This window comes from Leptospira kanakyensis (genome assembly GCF_004769235.1).
Taxonomy (GTDB): Bacteria; Spirochaetota; Leptospiria; order Leptospirales; family Leptospiraceae; genus Leptospira_A; species Leptospira_A kanakyensis.
Map to the genome: position 1 here is coordinate 307,648 of NZ_RQFG01000012.1, position 22,670 is coordinate 330,317.

At 38.4% G+C, this 22,670-nt stretch carries 17 protein-coding genes; 7 read left to right on the forward strand and 10 right to left on the reverse strand.

Features of this window, described 5'->3' with window-relative positions; all coding sequences use genetic code 11:
• The first annotated feature begins 3 nt into the window (after window positions 1-3).
• Entirely contained in the window at window positions 4-3,711 is a 3,708-nt protein-coding gene (locus EHQ16_RS10945; protein WP_135635638.1) for a LamG-like jellyroll fold domain-containing protein, read from the forward strand.
• Window positions 3,712-3,731: 20 nt separating this feature from the next.
• Here the strand turns inward: EHQ16_RS10945 and EHQ16_RS10950 are convergent, their stop codons facing one another.
• Genes EHQ16_RS10950 through modA form a run of 3 tightly spaced genes read right to left on the reverse strand, consistent with a single transcriptional unit; the run spans window position 3,732 to window position 6,147 of the window.
• Complete coding sequence (locus EHQ16_RS10950) at window positions 3,732-4,583, reverse strand: ATP-binding cassette domain-containing protein (protein WP_135635636.1); 852 nt, start codon at window positions 4,581-4,583, stop codon at window positions 3,732-3,734.
• Between the two features lie 20 nt (window positions 4,584-4,603).
• On the reverse strand, window positions 4,604-5,287 hold the full coding sequence (modB, locus tag EHQ16_RS10955; RefSeq protein ID WP_135635634.1) for a molybdate ABC transporter permease subunit: 684 nt from the start codon (window positions 5,285-5,287) through the stop codon (window positions 4,604-4,606).
• Window positions 5,288-5,337: 50 nt separating this feature from the next.
• The gene (modA, locus tag EHQ16_RS10960) at window positions 5,338-6,147 is read right to left on the reverse strand and encodes a molybdate ABC transporter substrate-binding protein (protein WP_135635632.1); all 810 of its coding nucleotides are present in this window, start codon (window positions 6,145-6,147) and stop codon (window positions 5,338-5,340) included.
• Window positions 6,148-6,338: 191 nt separating this feature from the next.
• On the opposite strand from modA, the gene EHQ16_RS10965 reads away from it, so the two are divergent.
• Window positions 6,339-7,181, forward strand: coding sequence for a CPBP family intramembrane glutamic endopeptidase (locus EHQ16_RS10965; RefSeq protein ID WP_135635630.1), 843 nt, complete (start codon window positions 6,339-6,341; stop codon window positions 7,179-7,181).
• Window positions 7,182-7,207: 26 nt separating this feature from the next.
• Here the strand turns inward: EHQ16_RS10965 and lsa20 are convergent, their stop codons facing one another.
• The 6 genes from lsa20 to EHQ16_RS10995 form a co-directional block, all read right to left on the reverse strand.
• Entirely contained in the window at window positions 7,208-7,825 is a 618-nt protein-coding gene (lsa20, locus tag EHQ16_RS10970) for an LIC11469 family lipoprotein adhesin Lsa20 (RefSeq protein ID WP_135635628.1), read from the reverse strand.
• A 7-nt stretch (window positions 7,826-7,832) separates the two neighbouring features.
• Window positions 7,833-9,302 (reverse strand): NADase-type glycan-binding domain-containing protein, encoded by a 1,470-nt coding sequence (locus EHQ16_RS10975; protein ID WP_135635626.1) that lies wholly within the window; start codon window positions 9,300-9,302, stop codon window positions 7,833-7,835.
• 63 nt (window positions 9,303-9,365) lie between these two features.
• Window positions 9,366-10,289 (reverse strand): thioredoxin domain-containing protein, encoded by a 924-nt coding sequence (locus EHQ16_RS10980; protein WP_341867430.1) that lies wholly within the window; start codon window positions 10,287-10,289, stop codon window positions 9,366-9,368.
• Between the two features lie 225 nt (window positions 10,290-10,514).
• Entirely contained in the window at window positions 10,515-11,795 is a 1,281-nt protein-coding gene (locus EHQ16_RS10985) for an ankyrin repeat domain-containing protein (RefSeq protein ID WP_135635624.1), read from the reverse strand.
• A gap of 1 nt (window position 11,796) precedes the next feature.
• Window positions 11,797-13,317, reverse strand: coding sequence for a parallel beta-helix domain-containing protein (locus EHQ16_RS10990; RefSeq protein WP_135635622.1), 1,521 nt, complete (start codon window positions 13,315-13,317; stop codon window positions 11,797-11,799).
• A 2-nt stretch (window positions 13,318-13,319) separates the two neighbouring features.
• Complete coding sequence (locus EHQ16_RS10995) at window positions 13,320-14,447, reverse strand: cytochrome-c peroxidase (protein WP_244242044.1); 1,128 nt, start codon at window positions 14,445-14,447, stop codon at window positions 13,320-13,322.
• Between the two features lie 361 nt (window positions 14,448-14,808).
• Here EHQ16_RS10995 and EHQ16_RS11000 point away from each other — a divergent pair, with 361 nt between their 5' ends.
• Window positions 14,809-16,494: a cation:proton antiporter domain-containing protein gene (locus EHQ16_RS11000; protein ID WP_208742282.1), complete on the forward strand. Its 1,686-nt coding sequence runs from the start codon at window positions 14,809-14,811 to the stop codon at window positions 16,492-16,494.
• Between the two features lie 37 nt (window positions 16,495-16,531).
• Here the strand turns inward: EHQ16_RS11000 and EHQ16_RS11005 are convergent, their stop codons facing one another.
• The gene (locus EHQ16_RS11005; RefSeq protein WP_135635616.1) at window positions 16,532-17,410 is read right to left on the reverse strand and encodes a tyrosine-type recombinase/integrase; all 879 of its coding nucleotides are present in this window, start codon (window positions 17,408-17,410) and stop codon (window positions 16,532-16,534) included.
• A 286-nt stretch (window positions 17,411-17,696) separates the two neighbouring features.
• Here EHQ16_RS11005 and EHQ16_RS11010 point away from each other — a divergent pair, with 286 nt between their 5' ends.
• The 4 genes from EHQ16_RS11010 (at window position 17,697) to EHQ16_RS11025 (ending at window position 22,576) form a co-directional block, all read left to right on the forward strand.
• Window positions 17,697-19,334: a PAS domain-containing hybrid sensor histidine kinase/response regulator gene (locus tag EHQ16_RS11010; protein ID WP_135635614.1), complete on the forward strand. Its 1,638-nt coding sequence runs from the start codon at window positions 17,697-17,699 to the stop codon at window positions 19,332-19,334.
• A 331-nt stretch (window positions 19,335-19,665) separates the two neighbouring features.
• On the forward strand, window positions 19,666-20,907 hold the full coding sequence (locus EHQ16_RS11015) for an adenylate/guanylate cyclase domain-containing protein (RefSeq protein ID WP_135635612.1): 1,242 nt from the start codon (window positions 19,666-19,668) through the stop codon (window positions 20,905-20,907).
• Window positions 20,908-21,047: 140 nt separating this feature from the next.
• Window positions 21,048-21,773: a siderophore-interacting protein gene (locus EHQ16_RS11020; protein ID WP_135635610.1), complete on the forward strand. Its 726-nt coding sequence runs from the start codon at window positions 21,048-21,050 to the stop codon at window positions 21,771-21,773.
• A gap of 98 nt (window positions 21,774-21,871) precedes the next feature.
• Window positions 21,872-22,576: a hypothetical protein gene (locus tag EHQ16_RS11025; RefSeq protein WP_135635608.1), complete on the forward strand. Its 705-nt coding sequence runs from the start codon at window positions 21,872-21,874 to the stop codon at window positions 22,574-22,576.
• Window positions 22,577-22,670: the final 94 nt, after the last annotated feature.

Sequence of the window (22,670 nt, forward strand, 5' to 3'; positions counted from 1 at the left end):
CAAATGAAGAGATTCACACTACCGTTGGTATTTTTTCTCCTCTCTTCCTGCTCTCTTCCCTCACTGTCTCGTAGTCCTCTAGATTTTTTGGCCTTCCTTCGTTTTTTTTCAGGCCCACAGTTTACAGGACATAGTATCGGTGGTGTGGTCTCTGGACTCATACCAGGAACTTCCGTCACAGTCACGAACAACCAAGAATCGGTTACAGTGAGTTCCGATGGAAACTTTATTTTCCCAACGAAACTCAGTTCAGGACAAAGTTACGATGTTAGTTTTGTTACCAATGGTGCTGGACTCACTTGTTCCATAGCCAATGCCCAAGGTGTTGTACAAAGTAGCAATATAACAAACGTAAGTATCACATGTGGGCTTGGTGCAAACTTTTATGAAGTGGGCGTAAATGTTTCCGGACTCAGTGGAACCATCACAGTCCAGAACAACGGAGCAGATACTTTAAATATATCAACAACCGGCCTGACAAAATTCACAACCCTTGTGTCCACAGGTAACAATTATGCAGTGACCATTACCTCACAGCCGGTGGGTACAATCTGTTCGTTTGATGATCCAACGCTTACTGTGGGAACTATAGCTGCTGCCAATGTAACTATATTTATAACGTGTGTTAACGGATACATCGTAGGTGGAAACATACACCCGAATCCAAGTTCGGATCTTGGAACCAGTCTTATCTCAAGGAAATCTTTTTTAAAAACAAAAGTTGGTTCCTTTCCAGTCAATGCTGGTGGAGCCGGTGCTATCACAGGAGGGGCGGTTGCCAGTGCAACACCTACCACTGCTCGGTTTAATGGCCCGAATATGATCACTACCGATGGTAATTTTATCTACTTAGCTGATTCTGTGAATGCAGTGATTCGAAAGATTGATAAATCCAACGGAACTACCACCATCCTCGCCGGAGGAAATTCGGGAGGGGGAACTGTTTGTCCCGGTACTCTAACAACCAATTGTCAAGATGGCGTTGGAACCGCAGCACAGTTTAATGGAATAGTTGGCCTAACCACCAATGGAAACAATTTATTTGTTTTAGAATCAACAGGCGGAAGGATTAGAAAAGTCAATTTAGCTACTTCCACAGTATCTACGTTTGCTGGAAGTGGAAATGCCGCCTCAGCTGACAACGTATCAGGAATCCTTGCGTCTTTTAATAATCCTTCTTCCATTACCATGTTTAACGGAAGTCTTTATATTGTAGATCGCGGGAACTGCACCATTCGTGTTGTGAATCCGACCACAACTGCCGTAAGCACCATCGCCGGAGGCCCCACTCTATGCAGTTTTGTAGACAACACAACAGGAACTAACGCTCGCTTTGTGTCCCCAATCACTGCGGTTGGTTTAGGAGGATACCTTTATATTACAGATCTCGGCGGAGGAGGTGGCCATAAAATTCGTAGACTTTCCCTTAGCGGCACCAATGCAGTAGATACGATAGCGGGAGATGGAGTGCAGGCATCCACAGATGGATTAGGAACGGCTGCCCAGTTCAATGACCCACATGGACTCACAACAGATGGAACCAATTTATTCATCTCCGAATGGTCAGGACATAAAATCAGACATCTCGATCTATCCACAAACAAAGTCACAACTCTCGCAGGAAACACACCTGGTTATTCTGACAATACTGGCGGAATGGGTCTTTTGAATTTTCCCGGTTATCTATTGTCAGACGGACTCAATATTTATATTTCCGATACGGGAAACCATTCCCTTCGATATTTAGAACCCTCCGAATTGCTTCGTTATACATTTGATGGAAATACAAACGATTCAATTGGAACAAATCACGGAACTATCGTAGGTGGCCCCACTCCCACAATGGATGAAAACGGTTTTGCGGGTGGTGCTTATGAATTTCACGGAGGTGTTGAATACATCCAATCAACTGTAAACATCGCAACCACTATTACAGATAACTTAACAATCTCCGCCTGGGTTTATCCTGCGGGTGGCCTGGTTACACAGTTCATATTCAGTAATGGACAAGGTGGTTCGAATGGATATGGACTCGCCATTGATCCCTCTCGTAGTTTACAAGTGATCCTCGCAGGTGTAGCAGGTAGTGGACTGACTACAATGCGGCTTCCATTAAACCAATGGTCTCATGTATTGCTTCGCAGATCCTACCCCAACTGGCAAATTTTCATCAATGGTAAAGCAGATTCTCTCGTTTTTACCATGAACCCGATCCTACCGGCCAGTACTTTCAAAGTGGGGGAAGCAGGACACGGATACCCATTTAAAGGTAAAATCTCCGATGTTCGATTATTTAATGGAGCCCTAGACAACGATGCTATCCAAAAACTTGCCACACAAGTTCCTTCAGGACTTGTCACCTACTTCCCGTTCAATGGGAATACAAAAGACTATGGAAGCGCTGGAAACCATTTAACCATTTCGGGGGTAGCGGCCACTACAAACGATAGAAATGGTCACCCCAGTGGAGCCTATTATTTTAATGGTGCCTCCTTTATGCAAAGGTTAAACCCAAATGGTTTACCAGTAGGAAGTAGTCCAAGAACCATTTGTGCTTGGTTCAATAAATCAAGTACTATTGGCGAATACATTGTAGGTTATGGAACCTTCATCAATTCCCAAGGGAATGGCCTCGTAGTTACTGATACCGTCACAGGAATGTTTGGTGTAGCCGATGATGTAGTGATCTTTCACGAAGGTTTTCGGAACCAATGGATGCATCTTTGCGGAACATATACTGCCGGCAACATTGAAATTTATGAAAATGGAGTTTTACGTGTTTCTGGATCTAAATCATGGTCTACCGTCCCAGGTCCTAGCCTGGAAGTAGGAAGGCGCCTCGATGGAGTTGGCGGCAACTTTAGTGGCGATCTAGACGAGATTAGAATCTACGATCGTGTCCTTAGCATTTCGGAAATCAGAGCTCTATCAGGACATTATCCAACACAAGTCAGCAGTTGGAACCAAACACCTGCTAGCAGTAGCTTAAAGTTATTTTTAATGCCAGAAGCTGCATCCTTTGGACCGGGAGCTTGCAGTGGAGGAGCCAATTGTGTAGGTGTTTTGGATGACCGGAGTGGGAACGGACTTCATGTCAGTCAAGGCACGGGGGCCAATCAGCCTATTTTCAGTGCTACCGGGCTCAATGGATCAAAAAGTTTACGTTATTCAGATTCTACGGGAACGTTTTTATCAAGAGCTTGTACTCCTGAATTAAATAGTATAGCAAATACCATTTTTGCTGTATTTATTGATTTGCAATCTTCAGGAAGTGATGGTATTTTTCAAAATGGCAATTCTGGTAAGTTATTGTATCTACCTGGTTTTTTAGGTACAAAAGTTGTAAATTTATTTGATTTATCAATTGTTACTACTCGATTGATTACCAATCCTTCTTACCATTCAATCAATGAAGCCGTTCTCATGTCACTTGACTACAACGGAACTTCAGGAAATGTTTATAAAGGAGGGGCCGTAGTAACTTCCTCGAGTTTCGGAACACCTACTTACAATTGCACTAGTGGAAACTTGGATGTCGGAAGGTATTATTGGAATATAGGAGGTGCTCCACCATCTGATGGAGATTATTTAGAAGGTTTTATGGGAGATTTAATTTATTTCGACCAATCCCTTTCCACAAGTGATAGGGAAATCGTTGAATGTTATCTTTCGAATAAATACAATCTCCCTCTGGGTCACACCTGTCCTTAATCTTATTTCAAAAGTCTAATTTACAGTTTACCTTTGGGTAAATATATTTCCGTGTGCACTAAATCACCCACACCTAACTTTCGTTCATCTGTGTTTCTCTTAAACACCAAATAGGGACTAGGAAACCACAAAGCTACTTCATCCGTATCTTGGTTTATTTGCATCACCTCGGCTTCTATTGAATTAAGATTTTTTTGCCGAAAAATTTCCATTGGATTCCCGCTAAAAAGGATCTGGCCTCCAGACACCATAAAGACTCTTTTTGATAGTTTGATGACTTCCGGGATCTCATGGGTGATAAGCAGAACCGTCATTTGAAATCGATTCTGCAATGTTTGGATGAGGGAAACGAGTTGGTTACGAATTCTATGGTCTAGGGAAGTGAATGGTTCATCCAAAAAAAGAAATTTGGGTTTTTGTATGAGAGCACGAACAAGAGCCAATCTTTGTTTTTCTCCCCCTGACAATCCATCGACCTTTTGATTGAATAGATGCCCCACTTCCGCAATAGAGATTAGTTCCGTTAAAAAGGGTTGGTCGCCTTTTCCTTTATGAAAGGCAAACTCCAAATTTTCGCGCACATTCATATTTGGGTACAAGGAAGATTCTTGGAATAAAAAACCAATGGATCTAGAAAGAATGGGTAGGTTTATTTTTTTTTCGGAATCAAACCAAGTTTGACCATCAACGGATATAAAACCACGGTCAGGAGTTAGCAGTCCCGAAAGTAATTTCAAAAAAGTAGTTTTTCCAACCCCTGATTCACCAAAAAGAGAATTTGTTTGGTGTAAGGGAATCTCACATTGAAAATTAAATTCCAGTGGTTTAGAGGATCTGGACAAAAAAGTTTTTTGGATGTCTATTTTGATCATTCGAAACTCAAGACTATGAACTAATTTTTCCCGGCCAATATCATAGTCAAATTCCTCTTATAACGAAAGAGCAAAAGAAGAACTGTCATAGAAATAACAACTAACATCGCTGCATATACATGCGCTGAAAAATAATTCATAGCTTCCACCTCTTCAAAAATTGCGATCGAAGCTACTTTAGTTTTTCCGGGAATACTTCCACCAATCAAAAGCACTACTCCAAACTCACCGATGGTATGAGCAAACGTTAATACCATCCCAGCTAATATGGCTGCCTTACAATTCGGAAGGATCACTCGGAACAAAATAGTCAGTTTAGATTTACCTAGAACCATTGCTGTTTCTATGTAAGATTTCGTTATGGACGAAAATCCAACTTGGAAAGCCTGCAACATAAAAGGCAAACTAAATAACAATGAACCAATTAGAATCCCAAAAAAACTAAATGCAATGCGAAAATGAAATACCTCCTCAATCCATCCGCCAAACCAATGGTTGGGGCTAAAAAGAAGCAAAAGATAAAAACCAAGTACAGTAGGAGGTAACACCAGAGGCAAATTGAGAATGGTTTCGAAAACAAAACGATACCGAAAAGAAGAGAATGTTAGCCAATAAGCAATAGGAACAGTGATGACACTTAAAACAACTGTAGTCAGTAGTGCAAGTTTCAGTGTCAAAAGAAGAGGATCAGGATCAACTAACATAACTCTCGCTAATATTACTATATTTCTTCATAAATTCTAAATAAAAACAATCATTCTTCGTAAGAATCATAACCATATTTTGTAAGAATGGATTTAACATCCTTAGAAGAAAAAAAATCAAAGAACTGATGGAGTGCTAGATTCTTTTCTGTGGCCGGAGTTTCCTTAGGCTTAATGATGACTACACCTTGGTGGATGGGAGAATAGGATTTTGAATCGATATTTTGCCAAAACAAATTGTGATTTTCTTTGGACTTTGCTGTGGAGAGCGAAGTAAAACCAAAATCAGCAGAACCAGTCGACAAGAACTGATTGACCTGAGTGATACTTTCACCAAAAACAAGTTTATCCTTAACCTTTTCATAAATCCCATAATACTTCAAGGTTTCTTCTGCCGCTCTACCATAGGGAGCAGTTCTCGGATTAGCAATGGCAATAAACTTTGTGTTTTCACTCAAAAGATGTTCCGAAACGGAACTTGATTTGTTTTTCTCCTTATGCGACATGAGTATCAATTTTCCAATGGCATATACTTTTGGTTTGTTTTGAGTAAACCCTTCATTGAATAGGGCAAGAGGGAAATCCATATCTGCGGATAAAAACAAATTTACCGGTGCACCATTCCGTATTTGACTCGTTAGTTGGCCAGAAGCTCCGAACACCATAGTAATTTTTATCTTTGGGTTTTGTTTTAAAAATATAACCCGAATGTCTTCAAATGGACTCTTAAAGTTTGCGGCCACAGCCACAAAGATCTCAGTTTCACCTTTGGGATTGTTAAAATCAGGCTCTGCGGTTTCAGAAAAAACACCGTTCACAAAGATTAAGGATAACAAGATCAAGGTTTTGAAGTTTTTCATGATTCGGCCTAACCTAGAAAAAATATTTTTTTTCTAGTTGTGTTCTACTTATTTTAATCACTGAACTTGATTCAGCCAAGAGAAACAACAGGAAAAAAGAGAACTGTTGAAAAAATACTAAAAAAAATCATTTGAATCAAAAGTAAGATATACTAAAACACTAACACTTCTAGTTTTAGCGAACCTTCCCTATGTCTGTTTATAAAAAATTTACCATTTTTTTCCTATCCGTCATCCTCTTAAGTTTACTTGTCAGCTTACTTATTTACAACTTACAGATGTTTGCTTATCATAAAAATCCAGAGACTCAACTAAAACCATTTCATTTTTCAAAAATCCTTTCGCGGACAACTACGGTTGTACTTTTTATTTCACTGATTTGGTTTCGAAAAAAGATCGACAAAAAATCAATACAATCCCTCGGCCTTGAAAATTTTTCTATAAACAAACACCAACTCTGGATTGGATTTTTAGCCGGAATTTTATCATTATCACTTGTGGTTGTTGTTAAAATTTTCTTTGGTGTTTCTACCTTAGCACCAAAAACTTGGGAGTTATTCGATTTAATTAAATGTTTATATTTTTTAGGTGCAGTGTTTTGTATCGCATTTGTTGAAGAATTGTTTTTTCGAGGTTATCTTTTACAATCATGGATTGGTGATTTAGGAGAAAAAAAAGCTGCCGTATACACAAGTTTATTCTTTTCTCTCACTCATTTCATCCGACCCATTTCTGATCCTATGATTTTTGTATCTGAATTCATTGGACTATTTTTAGTAGGATACATTCTATCTTTAGCATGGATTTATACTCGTAAATTGTATCTCTCAATCGGAATCCATGCTGGTTGGGTTTACGTAGTTAAGATGCAGCCGTATTTTGTAGATTCCATCCCCCACGACAATCATTTGGTTTTCGGTGGAGAAAGGCTTGTCTCAGGTGGAATCTCTTGGATGTTTATGATCCTCTTTGTATGGTTTCTCAAACTTTCATACGATAAAACTTTAGAGAATAAAAATATAAATCTGGTATAAATGTATTTCTATAATGAATGCGAAACTCAGTCCATCTCAGTCGGGATCGATTTTCCTGCACTTTTTTCAAATTCCAACATCCTTTCTCGACTAATTCCTATTAGGTTATGCGTTAAAGTCAATTGATCCCCTAAAAAATCAGGTGCCAAACGAATTTCTACAACACGATACCAAGTTTCCTTTGGTGGAACGGTAAATGCATGATTGACACAAAGGCATTTGAATTTGAATCCAAAACTATGTTCCACTGGCATCGCGGAATGTGGAGCAGCAAAAAAATAAACAGGGGAATCCGTTGGGTTTTTCATCACGAGTAAAAATTGTTTTTTGGAACCTGGTTTTAAAACGAGCATATCCTCAGGAATCAAATCCCCAAATGGAGCCCGTTTTCCTTCCTGAACTGAACCAGTAGTCCATAAAACCAAACTTTGTGCTCCACTAGGTTCACGAATTTCCATTTGTAAAGGAAGTTTGGTTGTCTCCCATTTGATAAAAATAGACACCTTACTTGCTTTAGTTGGATTAGATATAGGAGTATCTGTTGATGAAACCTTCGGCCTCTCACCTTCTCCTCCACAGGAGAAGGCAAACATCAGAACAAAAAAACATATAACAGAGGTTAAATTACAGAATAAACGAACCATAAAAATTTTATTCTAAACTTAATTCTAAGGTTGAAAAATCAAGATTTTCCGTTTTTTTAGAATTGGTTAAGTAATATTGTTTGCCTCGAACTTGTAAAGTGACGAACTCCTGAAAAATTTTCTCAGTGTTGTTTGGGTCTGGATTTTTGACTTGGTTACAATCTCGCCCACAACCATTACAATCACCTTCACCATAATCTAAAAAATTAGTGAATGTTTGTTTGCGAAGGAATCCAAAAATACGGAGATGAATTTTTCCTGGACTAGTTTCTTTGACTTCATAATTTCCCATTCCATAAAATCGATTCGAACTTTCTTCGCCCGCGTCGTAATTGGTACGAGCCGTTGAACCCTCTAAAAAGAAAGTTCCATCGGAACGCAAACGAATGGTCCAATCAGAAGCAGTTGGTGGATCCAAATTTTCTTCTACCGAAACTTCGTTATCTGCACCTGCCGGTAGGTCTGTTACCTCACCTTCCGCTACCTCAGTCACTTCCCTTCCTGTCAAACCACGATTCAATACTTTCCGTAAAGCGGCTTTCGTAAAGGCATCAAAATTTTGGGAAGCTGTCGCCTTGGATTTGGGAAGTGTGTCCATCGCAAACCAATCCCCATCATGTCCAAAACGTAACTCGGATAAAACGATTCCCTTTTCGGTTAAACCTGGGTAAATTTCGTCTACCTTCATCGATAGTTTTTGTCCCTTATAAGGAGTGGGAAGTGTGATCTCTTGGCTTCCCATTGTATCTTCTACATTTATCTTTGCAGAATAACCATCATCTCCAGTTAAAAGAAAAGATTTCACTCGTCCATTTTTTATACAATGAACATCGGAACGTTGGTATCCATTCCAAATTTTAATTACAGAAATCTTTTTCTTTTCCGCAAAATCAAAGTTAAATGTGACTCCGACACCTCCTTTGACAGAAGCATATCCATTTTCATATTTAGAATCAAAAAGATTCATTACTGAATATGTTGGTTCTGGTGATGCTGTTTCCGAAGCAGTCACCGAACCTGATATAATTTCAGGAGCGTATGTTCTGTATGATTTTTTCTTTTCATCATAAAACTTCACAGATTTAAGGCAAATATTTTGGTTTCTCTGAAAATTCAAAGTCACTGACCTTGCCTGCACCACGGGGTCAAAAATGACTTCTGAATTTGAATTTTGAACATCTGTACTTGCATACACTTCGTCAAAATTTACATAGGCTGCGATACGGTCTTTGAACTGGCCCGAACAAGACTCAATAGAAACTTTACTGAGAGAGAACGCATTGTCCGCATAAAAATGTAATTTGACAAATTCAGCTCCCGGTTCCGCCTTCCACTCTTTACCATCTAACACGAAAAAGGGGAGTCCATTTTCCATCGATGTGGATGTCACCATTGAAAAGTGGAGTTTTTTGCCACAATTCATAACTAGTAGGGATGTTAAGACCAGAAAGGGAAGTAAATAGGATCTAAATTTCATAACCTGTCCTCTGAAAAGGTGGGTTAAGGAAAACCTGATTCCAAAAAGAAGGCAAGAAATTTTTTAATGACTCATCGTATCTTTTAAAACTCGTTCCCAAGTTTCTGCATTTAAGGCCCCAACCACCCACCGCCCATTCACCCAAAAACTGGGAACAGAATTCACTCCGAGTGCTGCAGCTTCTTTCATATCAATTCGCACTTTTTCGAAGTAGATAGATTTTAAATTTTGCGGTTGGCAATCTGGATAGGATCCCCACTCACTCACATATAAATCTTCACCTTTATATATTTTTTTAGCATTCGCATATAACCCTTGCATATGGAATGTAAACCTCTCAGGATCTTTTTCCCATAAACACCTACCCAATGCTAAAGGAAGTAAACCTTCTTCGGAATCTCCATCCAAAGGGAAATCTTTGTGTATGTAAAAAATTTGAGATTTGTATTTGGAAAGTATATTCTTTGTATGAGGGAATGTTTCACGACAAAAGTTACATAAGTAATCGCTCCACTCAATCACTACCCATTTAGCACTCGAAGAACCAAACTTAGGTGAACTTTTCAAATTTAATTTTGCTAAAATTTCTTTTTTCCCAATCTCGTAAGATTTTTCTTTCCATTTAAGTCCTGACTTGTGGAACAAACGACTCCAAACAATGCGGATCCGAATCGATTCTCGCAAGCGGTCAATTGAATCTGTATCCGAAATCTCCCTTGGCAAAATTTTTTTTTCTACCGACCAATACTTTGATATTTCTTGGTCAGTGACAAACGAACGTTCTGACTCTTTCCATTCCGTTAACGTTTGCCCTTTTATATTCGCAACTTCCCGTAACTTCGCCAAATTCGAGTCAGACGAAAGTGATAGTTTGACAACCTCTTCCGAAGGTAATGTTTCAGGCAAAAACCGATCCTGTTTTGGATTCTCCCCGCAGGAAAATAACTGAAAGAAAAATACAAGCACTAAGATAGGCATAAAATTCATTATTTATAATCACTATGAACCAAGAGCAAGACCTTTAATTGATCAATACAAAAACTAATTCCAGGAAAATCTGGATCCCATCGTTAAGAATTTTTGGGACGTCCCCAATGGTGTTGTTTTTTTTAGTTTTTTTCTGATACGGGCCAGGCTACTTCGGGGTGCGCTTTCGCTTCCGTCTGACGAACGTCAGACCAAGCCCTGCGTATCCTTGACGTAAGAAGATGGTTACTTTAATTTCAGCATCTTTACTATATTTTGGTGTCCATTTGCGAAAGCAAGATCCAGAGCTGTCTGTCCCTTTTTATTTTTAAGTAAGGGATTGGCTTTTTTTTCCAAAAGATATTCTACTATTTCCGGACTTCCATCCCTTGCCGCTAAAATCAATGGAGTTTGACCCTCAATTGAATCGGCACGGTTGGTATCACAACCAAATGAAACTAACTCTTTCACGATCCCTTCATTTTTAAGTAATACTGCTAGTATCAATGGAGTTTGTCCAAATTCATTGATGGCTTCTACATCGGCCCCTTCCTTGAGGATCGATTGTACAAATGGAAGCGAACCACCTTGGATCGCCCAAAAAAGAGGAGTGTATTTGTGTTCATCCATTTCATTCACTCCAACTCCGAAAAGTTGTAACGTCTGAAAAAGAAAAATATGATTTTCTCTAGCTGAGTAAATCCAAAGTAATTTTTTTCTTCTAGAATAATCTAAAAAGAATAAACTAATCAAAACAAATAACAGTAAAAAAGCAGTGAATGCTTTTTTTGCCGCAGATTTAGAATCTGGATGAAAAAATAATTCAGAATGATCACCCAAAATCAACATCACTGATTTATATTTTCGAATGATCAAATATACCAAGATAAGATTTGTAGGTAAAGTAAATGCGATTAGATATGGGATGTTTAATATTTTTCCGTTTCCTGCATATAACAGAAAATATATCGGGAATAGAAAAATTAGAAAACCATATACAAAAAAACTATTTGTTATATAGGTTTTTGTGGATCCTCCTTTCTTAAGTTTAAGTCCTCTTTGAAAACTCATTAGCTGTAATAATAACGAAGAAAGGATGGCCCAAATAACAGAACTGAGTATCTGTAATGAAGGGAGAGGGATGGGCATATCCCAACGGTTTTTACTCATTCCAACGTATAAACCGGCAAGAATGGCCACTCCTCCGACAAACCAAAGGGAAAAAAATACCCTAACAGAATGTCTGGCCCGTATCATTTGAGATTTTTTATCTTCAACTACATCTTCTTCCCCGAAAATTTCATCCACGGCAGATGTAACACGTAACATCCCAAAAACAGAAACTGCGATATAATAACAAAAAAAAGAAACTGCCAAAAGGTTACGTTTCCAAGACTCATCGTTAGAGGATAATCGAACGATAAAAATCAAAACAAAGGTTAGTATAGCAGGTGTAAACAATCGGATGATAGGAATGATTCCACCGTGAAATGGATTCATCTGGGGAAGTTTTTTTTCTGTATTCATATTATTTTACCACCCCTTTGGCCCCTTCATCTTTCAAATTCAAAATATAATTGGAAACGGCTGTTAACTTCTCATTTCCTAAATATTTCTGAGAAGGCATTTCAATAAAACCTGCTCTTACTTTTTTAGGCATAGAAGCAAAGGAAACAACTCCATAAACATCTTTTTTATATTTTTCCTGAATTTCTTTAATTGGGGGTCCCACTGTGCGAATATTCATCGAATGGCAACCAGAACACACAGCACCAAACACTTGTTTCCCCAATTCTCTTTCGTCTGATTTAGCTTCCCCCAACTTCGGATCACCAATCATAGTTTTAATTTTTTCAGTTGTTTCTTTTGGATTACAAACTTCGTAACTACTCGTACCAATTTTTGTCACTGAATCTGGCGCAATCAAACAATTGTCTTTGCCTTTACCGGAGGCAACAATATCATATCCATCTGGAAAAACTCCCACCTTCCCTCCGTTAGGAGATTCGGGGATAGGATTTCCTGAAAATAGAATTCTTATCACGTAAAATATCCAGGAGATAAAATCATTCCACTTGCGGACTCCGTTATCGATAAAAACATTTTCTAGAACTTTATTGCGGTCTGGATTTGGTTCTACATCTGGATCTGGAGACTTAGAATTCGGAAGTAAGTTATTATCACCAATCCCAATCCCGGCAAAACTATTTCTACGAATGATATTACCTTCAATGGTTACTGCATCGCCAGCCATCACTCCAATCCCAATTCCAGGAGGAACACCAGCAACAAGAGCACCTGGCTCTGCAAAATTTCTATGATTGTTATCAAAAATAAAGTTATTTCGAATAATCACATTTTCTACTTTTTTTAAAGGAAGACCGGGCAAAGCGAAGGCAACAATTCCTGCTGAATTATCATAAACAGTATTTCCTTCAATTAATACATTGGTCGAATTTTCGATTTCAATCCCAATCACACTTCCATACACTTCATTTCGCCTAACATCAACGTTGTGGCACATACCAATATATATGGCTGCATCAGCAATCCCTAAACTTACGGTATCTTCAATCAATACATTGGTTCCCATTGTAGGATAAATTCCATAAATCCCGGTGTTTTCTACAATGAGTTTGCGCATGATGATATTCCCTGCTCCTTGGGTCATCACTCCGTTTGCTTTATAATTTTTAATATGAAAATTTTCGATGAGGAAATTGGCACCCGATCCAATCACACCATCATTCAACTTACCCCCTCCGTCCAAAGTTGGCCATCTACCATTGACTATCACACCAGATAGGGTAAAAAATGTTTTATCTACAAACAAAAATTCATGATAAATACCAGGATAAACTTTAACCGTATCTCCTTTTTCTAAAGAATCAATTGCCTTCTGGATGGATTCACCTTCATGAACTTCAATTGTGCGTGAAAAAATTTCGCTAGTGAACAAAAAGAAAAAACATATAATGAGTAGTATGCGAGATAAACGATTAACATTAAAATAAAATCGAGTAGATGGAAAAGGTTTTTTAAAATTCATTATTATTTGGAACTCCGATGATGATATGATTCAAATTCAATGGCTACGGGTAGACCAGATGGAACAAACTTAGGAATCTTTGGCATGTTCGTTTCATCATTCAATGTACCTAGAAATGAAATTAGAGACTTAATTTCCTTTTCGCTAAGGTCCATTTTTCTAACATGCCAATGGATTCTGAGATCATTAGAAGCACCGTTCCCCCTTCCTCCGCCCTCATTATAAAAATTGATCACTTCTTCTAAAGTTTCTAAATTTCCCGAATGCATATAAGGTGCGGTTTTCGTAATATTTCTCAAAGTTGGAACCCGAAAAGATCCTCTTAGTAATTCTTGTCCTGTAATGGATTCTCTACCATAGTCTCTTTCTCCTGAATCAAGAGTCCCAATGGTAGCAAAAACATTATTCGTAAACATTGGCGGTGGATGGCATTCGGCACATCTTGCTACAAAAGAACGAAAGACATTATAACCTAACAATTCTTCGCTACTCATTGCTTTTTTATCTCCGGCAGACCATTTATCAAATCGACTGCTAAAAGAAACCAGTGACCTTTCAAAAGAAGAAATGGCATCAATGACTAACGCTGCTGTTATTTTTTTTTCTTTTACGCCATAGGCTTGGCGGAACATTTTTTGGTAAAACGGGAGAGCATTCAACCGTGATTCGATTATTTCTTGCGAACTTCCCATTTCTTCTGGAGAATAGAGTGGCCCTTCTGCTTGGTCTTCCAAACTAGAAGCTCTCCCATCCCAAAATAAATTTTTCATATAAACAACATTCCATAAACTTGGTGCCGACCTTTTTAAGGTAACTCCATCTTTTCGATTCGGCCCATATCCGATTCCACCATTCCCAATACTTTGTTTTCTACCATCGGATAAACTATACGCGGGATGGTGACAATGAGCACAGGATAGTTGTTTATCACCTGATAGAATTGGATCGAAAAAAAGATATCTTCCTAAATCTATCACACGGGGATCAAGTTTAGGCATTGGAAGGGGTTGGCCAAGACCACCATTTTTCTCTAATGAAACAATGTATTTGTAATCAATTACACAAAACTGATTCTGTTTTTTCCATCCCGAGGGACAAATCGAAGAAAGAAAAAAATCGGAAGGTGGCACAACAACTTCGAACGCGGAAGTTTCTTGAATGATCTTAGATTCTACTTTAGAACAATAACAAAATAAAATGAGAGAGGCAAAGAATCCAAAACAAAAGTGAGACTTCACAAGACAAAGGAAACAAAGAGAGTCAAGATAGAAATCATTTTAATCAATGATTAAAAAAAGAAATCATACAAATTAACCATCAAAATTTTATACCCACCAAAGGCTCATTGATATATATCAATCATTACAAATGTGACTTCAAGTTCACATGAAAACGAATCCCATTGATCCAAAGAAGCAGAATCCGCGACAAAAAAAGATTGTAACATGAGGACTATTATCATTCTAATTTTATATGCCCCATGAAGTTAATTTGATTTCAACTGTTGCTGTCGGCCTTGGTCTGGCAATGATCTTAGGATTTATCTCCATCCGTCTAAGAATGCCTCCACTCGTGGGATATTTAATTGCTGGCATCATTGTTGGTCCTTACGTCCCAGGTTTTGTGGCGGATGCGGAACTTACTGCACAACTTGCTGAAATAGGTGTCATGTTGCTGATGTTTGGTGTAGGACTTCATTTTTCCATCGAAGACTTAATGTCGGTAAAACGCATTGCGATCCCTGGCGCCATTGTACAAATTTTAGTAGCAACCATACTCGGAGCCGCTGCCATTTTATTCTGGGGAGGCAGTTGGGGAGAAGCCGCTGTATTTGGGTTGGCACTTTCTGTTGCCAGTACAGTAGTACTCCTCAAGGCACTGGAAACACGCGGTGTCATCGATAGCATCAATGGGCGCATCGCCATCGGTTGGTTAGTCGTAGAAGATTTAGTAATGGTACTTGTGCTTGTATTATTACCACCTTTAGCGGGAATCATGGGTAGCCAGGCTTCCGGCATCAATCAGACAAATGATACAAATATAATGGTTACACTTGTTGTGACCCTCGCCAAAGTAATCGCATTTGTGATCGTTATGTTGGTAGTAGGAAAACGTTTGTTACCCAAAGTTTTGTGGTGGGTTACCGGCACCGGTTCACGTGAGTTATTCAGTTTGTGTGTTATTGCTACAGCAGTCGGCGTGGCTTATGGATCCGCCCTATTATTCGACGTATCTTTTGCATTAGGTGCTTTTTTTGCCGGTATGATGTTACGTGAATCTGAATTCAGTCATCGAGCAGCAGAAGAGTCACTGCCCTTACGTGATGCCTTTGCCGTATTATTTTTTGTTTCCGTCGGAATGATTTTTGATCCACATATCTTGGTGGAACAACCGTTAAAGGTGTTTGCTGTCATTGCCATCATCATGTTCGGAAAAACACTCGTTGCCATCGCACTAGTGCTCATCTTTCGTTATCCGCTAAACACCGCATTAACAGTGGGTGCGAGTCTTGCCCAAATTGGTGAATTCTCGTTTATTTTAGCCGGCTTAGGTGTGAGTCTGGGTCTTTTAGACATAGAGGGTCGAAACTTAATTGTCGCAGGTGCTTTGGTTTCCATTGCATTTAACTCCACATTGTTTGCAGCACTGGAACCGTTTCAAAAATGGATCCGCAAACATTCCTCTTTCGCACGCAAACTAGAAATGCCGGATGATCCTCTTTCCATGTTACCAATGTCTACAGATAATGTTTTTTTATCTGGTCAAGTTGTGTTAGTCGGTTATGGTCGAGTCGGAAAACGGATTGCCAATGCTCTGGATGAACATAAAATCCCTTACGTTATTGCAGAATCCAACCGTGAGATTGTGGAAAAATTACGCGCAAGAGAAATTCCTGCCGTGTGCGGTGACGCATCAGATCCCAATGTATTAGTTCAAGCACATATTGCCCATGCAAGTTTGTTAGTTGCTGCGACTTCAAATACATTCCATGTACGCCAAATGGTTGAAATCGCACGTAAACTGAATCCAAAAATCGAAACCGTCATTCGCACACACAATGAGGACGAGGCAAAGTTATGGACAGAAGAGAAAATTGGTAAAATTTTTCTCAGCGAACAACAACTTGCTTCCGGTATGGCAGAACACGTATTAAAACGTATGGGAAAACTAGTTTAAATCGAGATCTTTTTGTAGGTTTCGTTAGGTGATAAACTCAGCTAAACTGAAATCCATATTGGTTTTGGCTTTCGAACATACCTGGTTTGAAATTTCCGATTTTCTCTAAGGGACTTGTAATTTGCAAAAGGGAACCGGGACTCACATGTAAATATACGAGCGTCGTTTTTATATCCGCATGACCTAGAAGTTTTTGAATATAAACCAAACCATATCCATCCTCCAGAAGGTGAGTTGCAAAAGAATGGCGGAGAGTATGGACAGTGCCATATTTCCGAATCCCAGCGAGTTTTCTAATTTTTTGAAAGGCAGCTTGGATGGAGCGTATACTAACAGCAACATCTTTCCCTTTATGAGAAAAAAACAAATAGGATTTAGGATTATAAATTTTTATATATTGTTTGAGTAAAGCGGCAGTTTTATCTGCTAAAATTGCATATCTTGCATGACCACCCTTCCCTGATTCGATAAATATTGCCTTCCTTTCAAAATCAATATTTGATATCTGTAAGTTCACCACTTCACCAATACGTATCCCTGAAGAATATAGTAAGGTAAAAATAATTTTCTCCCAAAACGTACAACAATTGGAAAGTAAACTAACTATCTCTGTTTGGCTAAACACAGAAACAACCGTTCGTTTTCTTTTTGGTAAGGGAACCAGCTGTAACATCTCTTTTCGATCTATTAAAGAATAAAAAAGCAGAATTGCACTATAAAAATTAATCAGAGAAGAATCAGAGCGATTTTCCAACCTCAGATATAGGAAAAATTTATATATATCTGTAGGTTCCAAATCCAAAGGAGACTTTTGAAAGTGCCGAGTTAATACAGTCATACATGTTGTGTAATTCCGAATTGTTTTCGTTGCATATCCATGGACGATCATATCACTGATCATTTTATCTTTTAACATACCCATTCTTACATAAGTTTAAATGTATGAAATAGGAAAACGGTTTTTAGGTATTACTACTTTGTTTTATTTGTCCCGACAGTATCATTTTATTCCCACTGATTCCGAACAAAAAAATCAAGATATTCAAATTCCCTATGTAAAAATCTCGTTTTAAATCGATACAAAGTTTCTGAATCAGTGCAGTCAATTTCCATACTCAAATTTGTATCCTTTTTAAGAAATTAATCATAAATTATTCCCTGCGTTTCCCCGTCTTATTTTAATAGCAATACAGCGAGATCGAATGACCCAAATGAATTCTAATAACAAAGGAGAAGATAACGACGACGGCCAAATAATCCGCCATGAAAGGCATCGTTTTGCTGAGTTAGTGAGAGCAATGAATGCAGGTACCTGGGAAACGGATCTCATAGGCAATACAAGTATCGTCAACGAACGGTATGCAGAAATTTTAGGTTATACATTAGAAGAACTTGGACCAGTCAATTATGATGTATGGACAGGACTCACCCATCCGGATGACATGATCCGACTCAATCAAGTACTCGAAGAACATTTTGCAGGGAAAAAACCCTATTACGAATGTGAAGTCCGAATGAAACATAAAAATGGTCATTGGGTTTGGATTCTTGATAAAGGGAGAGTTGCTGAATGGACAGAGGATGGGAAACCAGCGTTTATGTTTGGGTCTCACCAAGACATAACATCCATTAAAGAAACAGAGGAAGAATTAAGAATAGCAAAAGAAGAAGCAATTCGTGCGACCCAATCTAAATCTGAATTTCTAGCCAACATGAGTCACGAAATCCGAACACCATTAAACGCAGTCATAGGTTATCTGGATCTAATGCTTCAAGGGAAAGAAGAAGTTAGAAAAGAATATTTAGAAATTGCTCATACATCTGCTTTATCATTACTCGACCTGATCAATGACATCTTAGATTTTTCGAAAATTGAAGCAGGAAAGCTAGAACTTCATTTTGAATTCTTTCCTATCCGAACCCTCGTTGACCAATTAAGATCTATATTGTTTTACTCTTTTCAAAAAAAGGATATTGAGTTTAAAATCCAAATTGATCCCCAAATCCCTGAATTTTTAAAAATGGATTTGATTCGCCTTAGGCAGATTCTGATCAATCTCATTGGGAACGCGGTGAAATTCACCGAAAAGGGATTTGTCACTTTTGAAATTAAAGTTTTAAAACTGAATAACGATACCGAAGCCAATCTTCTTTTTAGTGTTCAAGACACTGGAATTGGAATCGAAAAAGAAAGTTTTGATAAAATCTTTGAAATGTTCTCCCAAGAAGATTCCTCTACTACAAGAAAGTATGGTGGAACCGGACTTGGACTCACAATTACCAATCATTTATTAAAACAAATGAATTCAAAACTACAACTTGAAAGTGAGTTCGGAACTGGAAGTAACTTCTCTTTTGTTTTAAAAATGGAATTTTCAAATTCGATACAAGAACCAGTCCCAAAAAATTCTGAAGAATCCAAACATGAAACCATTCAATCAAACCATTCACTCATTTCGATCCAACCAAAAATTTTAATCGTAGATGACAACGAAATCAACTTAACCTTACTTAAGACAATGCTCCAAAGGATTGTACCAAAAGCTCTAGTCTTACAAGCAATAGATGGCGAAGAAGCAATTTCTATTTATCAAAAGGAAACCCCTGATTTTATTTTTATGGACATTCAAATGCCTAAAACAAATGGATTTGATGCCACTTTAAAAATTAGGGAAATTCAAAAATCAAACCCCAAAAACGTGATCATTGTAGCGTTAACTGCCGGTGAAACCACTGACGAAAAAGAAAAATCTTTCCAAGTTGGCTTTGATGATTTTATCTCAAAACCTGTCGTTTCAAAAACAATTGCTAATTGCCTTACTAAATTTTTCCTAAGGTAAAATTACACATAAAATATAATTCCGATTTATATACTCATGGTGGTGAACCAAAAGGTTCGTTGGCCTGACTCAAAGGGGATGGAAAGTTTGGTGTGATTTGGGGTAGAATGTTTTGAGCGTTCCCAATGCGATTTAAGTTTTAAAATAATATTTAGGGCTGGGTCGGGCCTCTCTGGGGTGCGCTTACGCTCCCGTCGCCAAAATAGACTCGCCTTCCACACAACTCACCTCCTATCATGACGGATAGATTCCGAATTTTTAAAAAACTAAACCTTCATTTTTCAATTTGATTTCGGAATACCAACTCTAAATTTTTGATATGGTTTAATACATGAAACTTTCATTAGTTGATGAAATCTTAATCGCAAGGGAGATGAAAAACGAAAAAACTGTCGCTTTTGTTCGGTTTGCCCTATTTTCAGTCACTTCTATTTTAGATAGTTTATCCTATTTTGGATGGATCCATTATACCATTGTTCCGACAAGCCTCATCACTGTTGGATTGGATATTTTATTTCTAATCTTTGCCACCCTTGTTTTGTTTTTTTTGTTTTATTTACCTTACAAACCGTATCTGAAATTTTTCACGATCACTTTAGATTATTTCATCATTGGCCTTATGATTTTTCTTGACCCAACGATTCTAAAAGGAAACGGCCTCATCTATTTTATCGCAATGACAAGTGCCATGTTTGTTTTCCAGTTCAATCTTCTGAGGCACTCGAAAGCAGGAACGATCTACGGCGCTATTTTGGCATTTATCTATTTCCTTGTGGTCTCCATTGGATTAGAAGATGGTTACCCATTTGATTTGATTCCCATGATATTTGGATTGGCGATGATGCTTGGAATGGGATATCTAACTACAGTTTCCAATATCGAAATGGTAAAAGAAGCCAATGCAAAACAAATGATGGAAAGATTTCTTCCTTCACAGTTAGTCAGTGAATTTTATAAAAACAAGGTGCAGTTAGAGCCTGGTGGTGAAAACAAAGAAGTAACCGTTCTTTTTTCAGACATCCGATCTTTTACAAAATTTTCAGAACAACGGTCTGCCGAAGAAGTTGTTCAATTTTTAAATGAATATTTATCTCGCATGACAGATGTCATATTCAAATTCAACGGAACAATTGATAAGTTTATCGGCGATGCCATCATGACCATATTTGGTGCGCCATTCAAACGAGATGATGACGCACTCCGCGCCGTCAAATCTGCTGTGGCAATGATTCGCGAATTGGAAAAATTAAACCAAAAGATGGTGAATCCAGAAGACAGATTACAAGTTGGAATAGGAATCCATACTGGAGATGCCATTGTTGGCAATATCGGCTCAGATCGAAGGTTGGATTATACCGTCATTGGTGACAATGTAAACTTAGCCTCTAGGATAGAAGGATTAACAAAACATTACAATTGCCCGATACTCATATCGGATGCCACTTTCAAACAAGTAGCCGGCAAATACTCGCTAGATGATGGTTTCGAGATTAGAGAAATTGATCAAGTAGTTGTCAAAGGGAAATCAAAACCAATCACCGTGTATGAAGTGATTTGTTTTTCCCTTCCTTGATATCTTTCCTTTGAAGGGCCGATTTTAACAAAGTTCTGGTTCCTAAAATTGGTATTGTGCGATTGTATACCGATAGAACATCCTGATTTTAGCGGATCATTTTGCAGCAATGCCTAAGTAGTTCCGAACGGAGAAATGCAATGTCGGAATCAAATTCATTTTTCAAACGCAGTATCAAATCAGTCTTTAGTATTTTTCTCACACAGACCAAAGTTTCCAAAATGGAAAGACTCGCAGAAGGTTTTGTTCTCATCGAAATGACGGGAACAAAGTTAAAGGAAGCCAAGTGGGTTCCAGGAAGTAAGGTGCAAGTCGATGTAGGTAATCTTACCTACCGCACGTACACTCCCATCAGCGTGGATAAAAATGAAGGCAAACTCTCTTTTATCGCTTACAAGCGAAATGATGGCCCTGCCTCCACTTGGATCCATTCCTTAAAAGTAGGAGACCCTTGCGAAGTTTTCGGCCCTCGCGATTCTTTGGATTTTTCTAACATTGAAGAAGATGCCATCCTTTTCGGTGATGAGACTTCCTTTGGTATCGCGAAGGTTCTGCAAAACAATGTGAAAAAGACATCTCACACTTTCCTCGAATTGAATTCGCTTGCATCAGGGAAAGAAGCTCTAGGTCATCTGGGAGTTACGGGGCATAGAACGATGGAACGATCCCTTGATGGATCTCATCTCCAAGCAATGGCAAAGGAAATGTTTGATCTGATTTCAAAAATTCCCGACGCAAAAGTTTTTCTTACCGGACGGGCCAGTTCGATCCAACAAGTCAGAGCCTATTTGAAAAATTCGGGAATCCCCACTAACAAGCTAAAGGTTCGTGCCTACTGGGCAGATGGGAAAAAGGGATTGGACTGAGGAGTGTATGTCTTGGCCCACTCTTTTTTTGCGATAAAAATTTCTCTTGCGAATCAAAGAGATTCGGTCTAAATCGTTCGTTGTAGATACGAAAGAAAATGACTCCCATTAGAACCTATTTACTCACAATTTTTCTTTTGATTGGATTTGGAATTCCGCTCATTGCAGAACCATTATCGGTGACTAACCGAAAAGCCATTGATGCCTTTTACCAGAAAAACTGGTCTCAGGCCAAAATGTGGTTCAAAGAAAGTTTAAAGAAAAATCCGAATGACCCATACGCAAACTATAACCTGGCCTGCGTTTACACCATCCTACTCAGTCAATGCGAGAATTTGACAGAAGAACAAGACGTTTTTCAGTTATTGCAACAGGCAGTCACATATAAAAAAACTTACAAAAGTTTGATGCTGAAAGATAAAGATCTTTCCTTACTTCATAATACATACCGATTTAATGAGATTGCAGGTTTAAGTCCCAAAGAACTCTTTACAAATATAATTTGGTTTGGTCCAAGTCCAGGTGCTTATGGGCCAATCTCGGAAATCAAGTTTGATGCCAATGGTTCCTTTGAACTCTCTTTGGTTGCATTTCGGGAAAGTGACGGCACACTGGAAAAACCAAAGTATAGAGGAAAGTATCAATGGATTTCCGAACAAGTCATTCAATTAGAATTTCAAAAACTCCCTTCCTCACTTCCCCACCAAACAAAAAAAAGACAAGCCCGTTGGAATAAAGATAAACTCGAAATCGAAGGCTTTGACTATCAATTTCAAGATACACCCGACCGTTGCTCCGCCTAAATCGATATGTAAATCGAATGTATGATTTAAAAGATTTGGGCGTTCCCGGTTTGGTTTGAATCGTTGAACGTTATTGTGTAAGGGTCGGGCTCTC

Bases quoted from the DNA above. Each gene is read 5' to 3' on its own strand.
- EHQ16_RS11010 (WP_135635614.1), top strand. From the start codon at position 17,697: ATGACCCAAATGAATTCTAATAACAAAGGAGAAGATAACGACGACGGC.
- EHQ16_RS10985 (WP_135635624.1), bottom strand. From the start codon at position 11,795: ATGAATACAGAAAAAAAACTTCCCCAGATGAATCCATTTCACGGTGGA.
- EHQ16_RS10980 (WP_341867430.1), bottom strand. From the start codon at position 10,289: ATGAATTTTATGCCTATCTTAGTGCTTGTATTTTTCTTTCAGTTATTT.
- modA (WP_135635632.1), bottom strand. From the start codon at position 6,147: ATGAAAAACTTCAAAACCTTGATCTTGTTATCCTTAATCTTTGTGAAC.
- EHQ16_RS11015 (WP_135635612.1), top strand. From the start codon at position 19,666: ATGAAACTTTCATTAGTTGATGAAATCTTAATCGCAAGGGAGATGAAA.
- EHQ16_RS10965 (WP_135635630.1), top strand. From the start codon at position 6,339: ATGTCTGTTTATAAAAAATTTACCATTTTTTTCCTATCCGTCATCCTC.
- EHQ16_RS11020 (WP_135635610.1), top strand. From the start codon at position 21,048: ATGTCGGAATCAAATTCATTTTTCAAACGCAGTATCAAATCAGTCTTT.
- EHQ16_RS11025 (WP_135635608.1), top strand. From the start codon at position 21,872: ATGACTCCCATTAGAACCTATTTACTCACAATTTTTCTTTTGATTGGA.
- EHQ16_RS10950 (WP_135635636.1), bottom strand. From the start codon at position 4,583: ATGATCAAAATAGACATCCAAAAAACTTTTTTGTCCAGATCCTCTAAA.
- EHQ16_RS10975 (WP_135635626.1), bottom strand. From the start codon at position 9,302: ATGAAATTTAGATCCTATTTACTTCCCTTTCTGGTCTTAACATCCCTA.
- EHQ16_RS10990 (WP_135635622.1), bottom strand. From the start codon at position 13,317: ATGAATTTTAAAAAACCTTTTCCATCTACTCGATTTTATTTTAATGTT.
- EHQ16_RS10945 (WP_135635638.1), top strand. From the start codon at position 4: ATGAAGAGATTCACACTACCGTTGGTATTTTTTCTCCTCTCTTCCTGC.
- EHQ16_RS11005 (WP_135635616.1), bottom strand. From the start codon at position 17,410: ATGTTAAAAGATAAAATGATCAGTGATATGATCGTCCATGGATATGCA.
- lsa20 (WP_135635628.1), bottom strand. From the start codon at position 7,825: ATGGTTCGTTTATTCTGTAATTTAACCTCTGTTATATGTTTTTTTGTT.
- modB (WP_135635634.1), bottom strand. From the start codon at position 5,287: ATGTTAGTTGATCCTGATCCTCTTCTTTTGACACTGAAACTTGCACTA.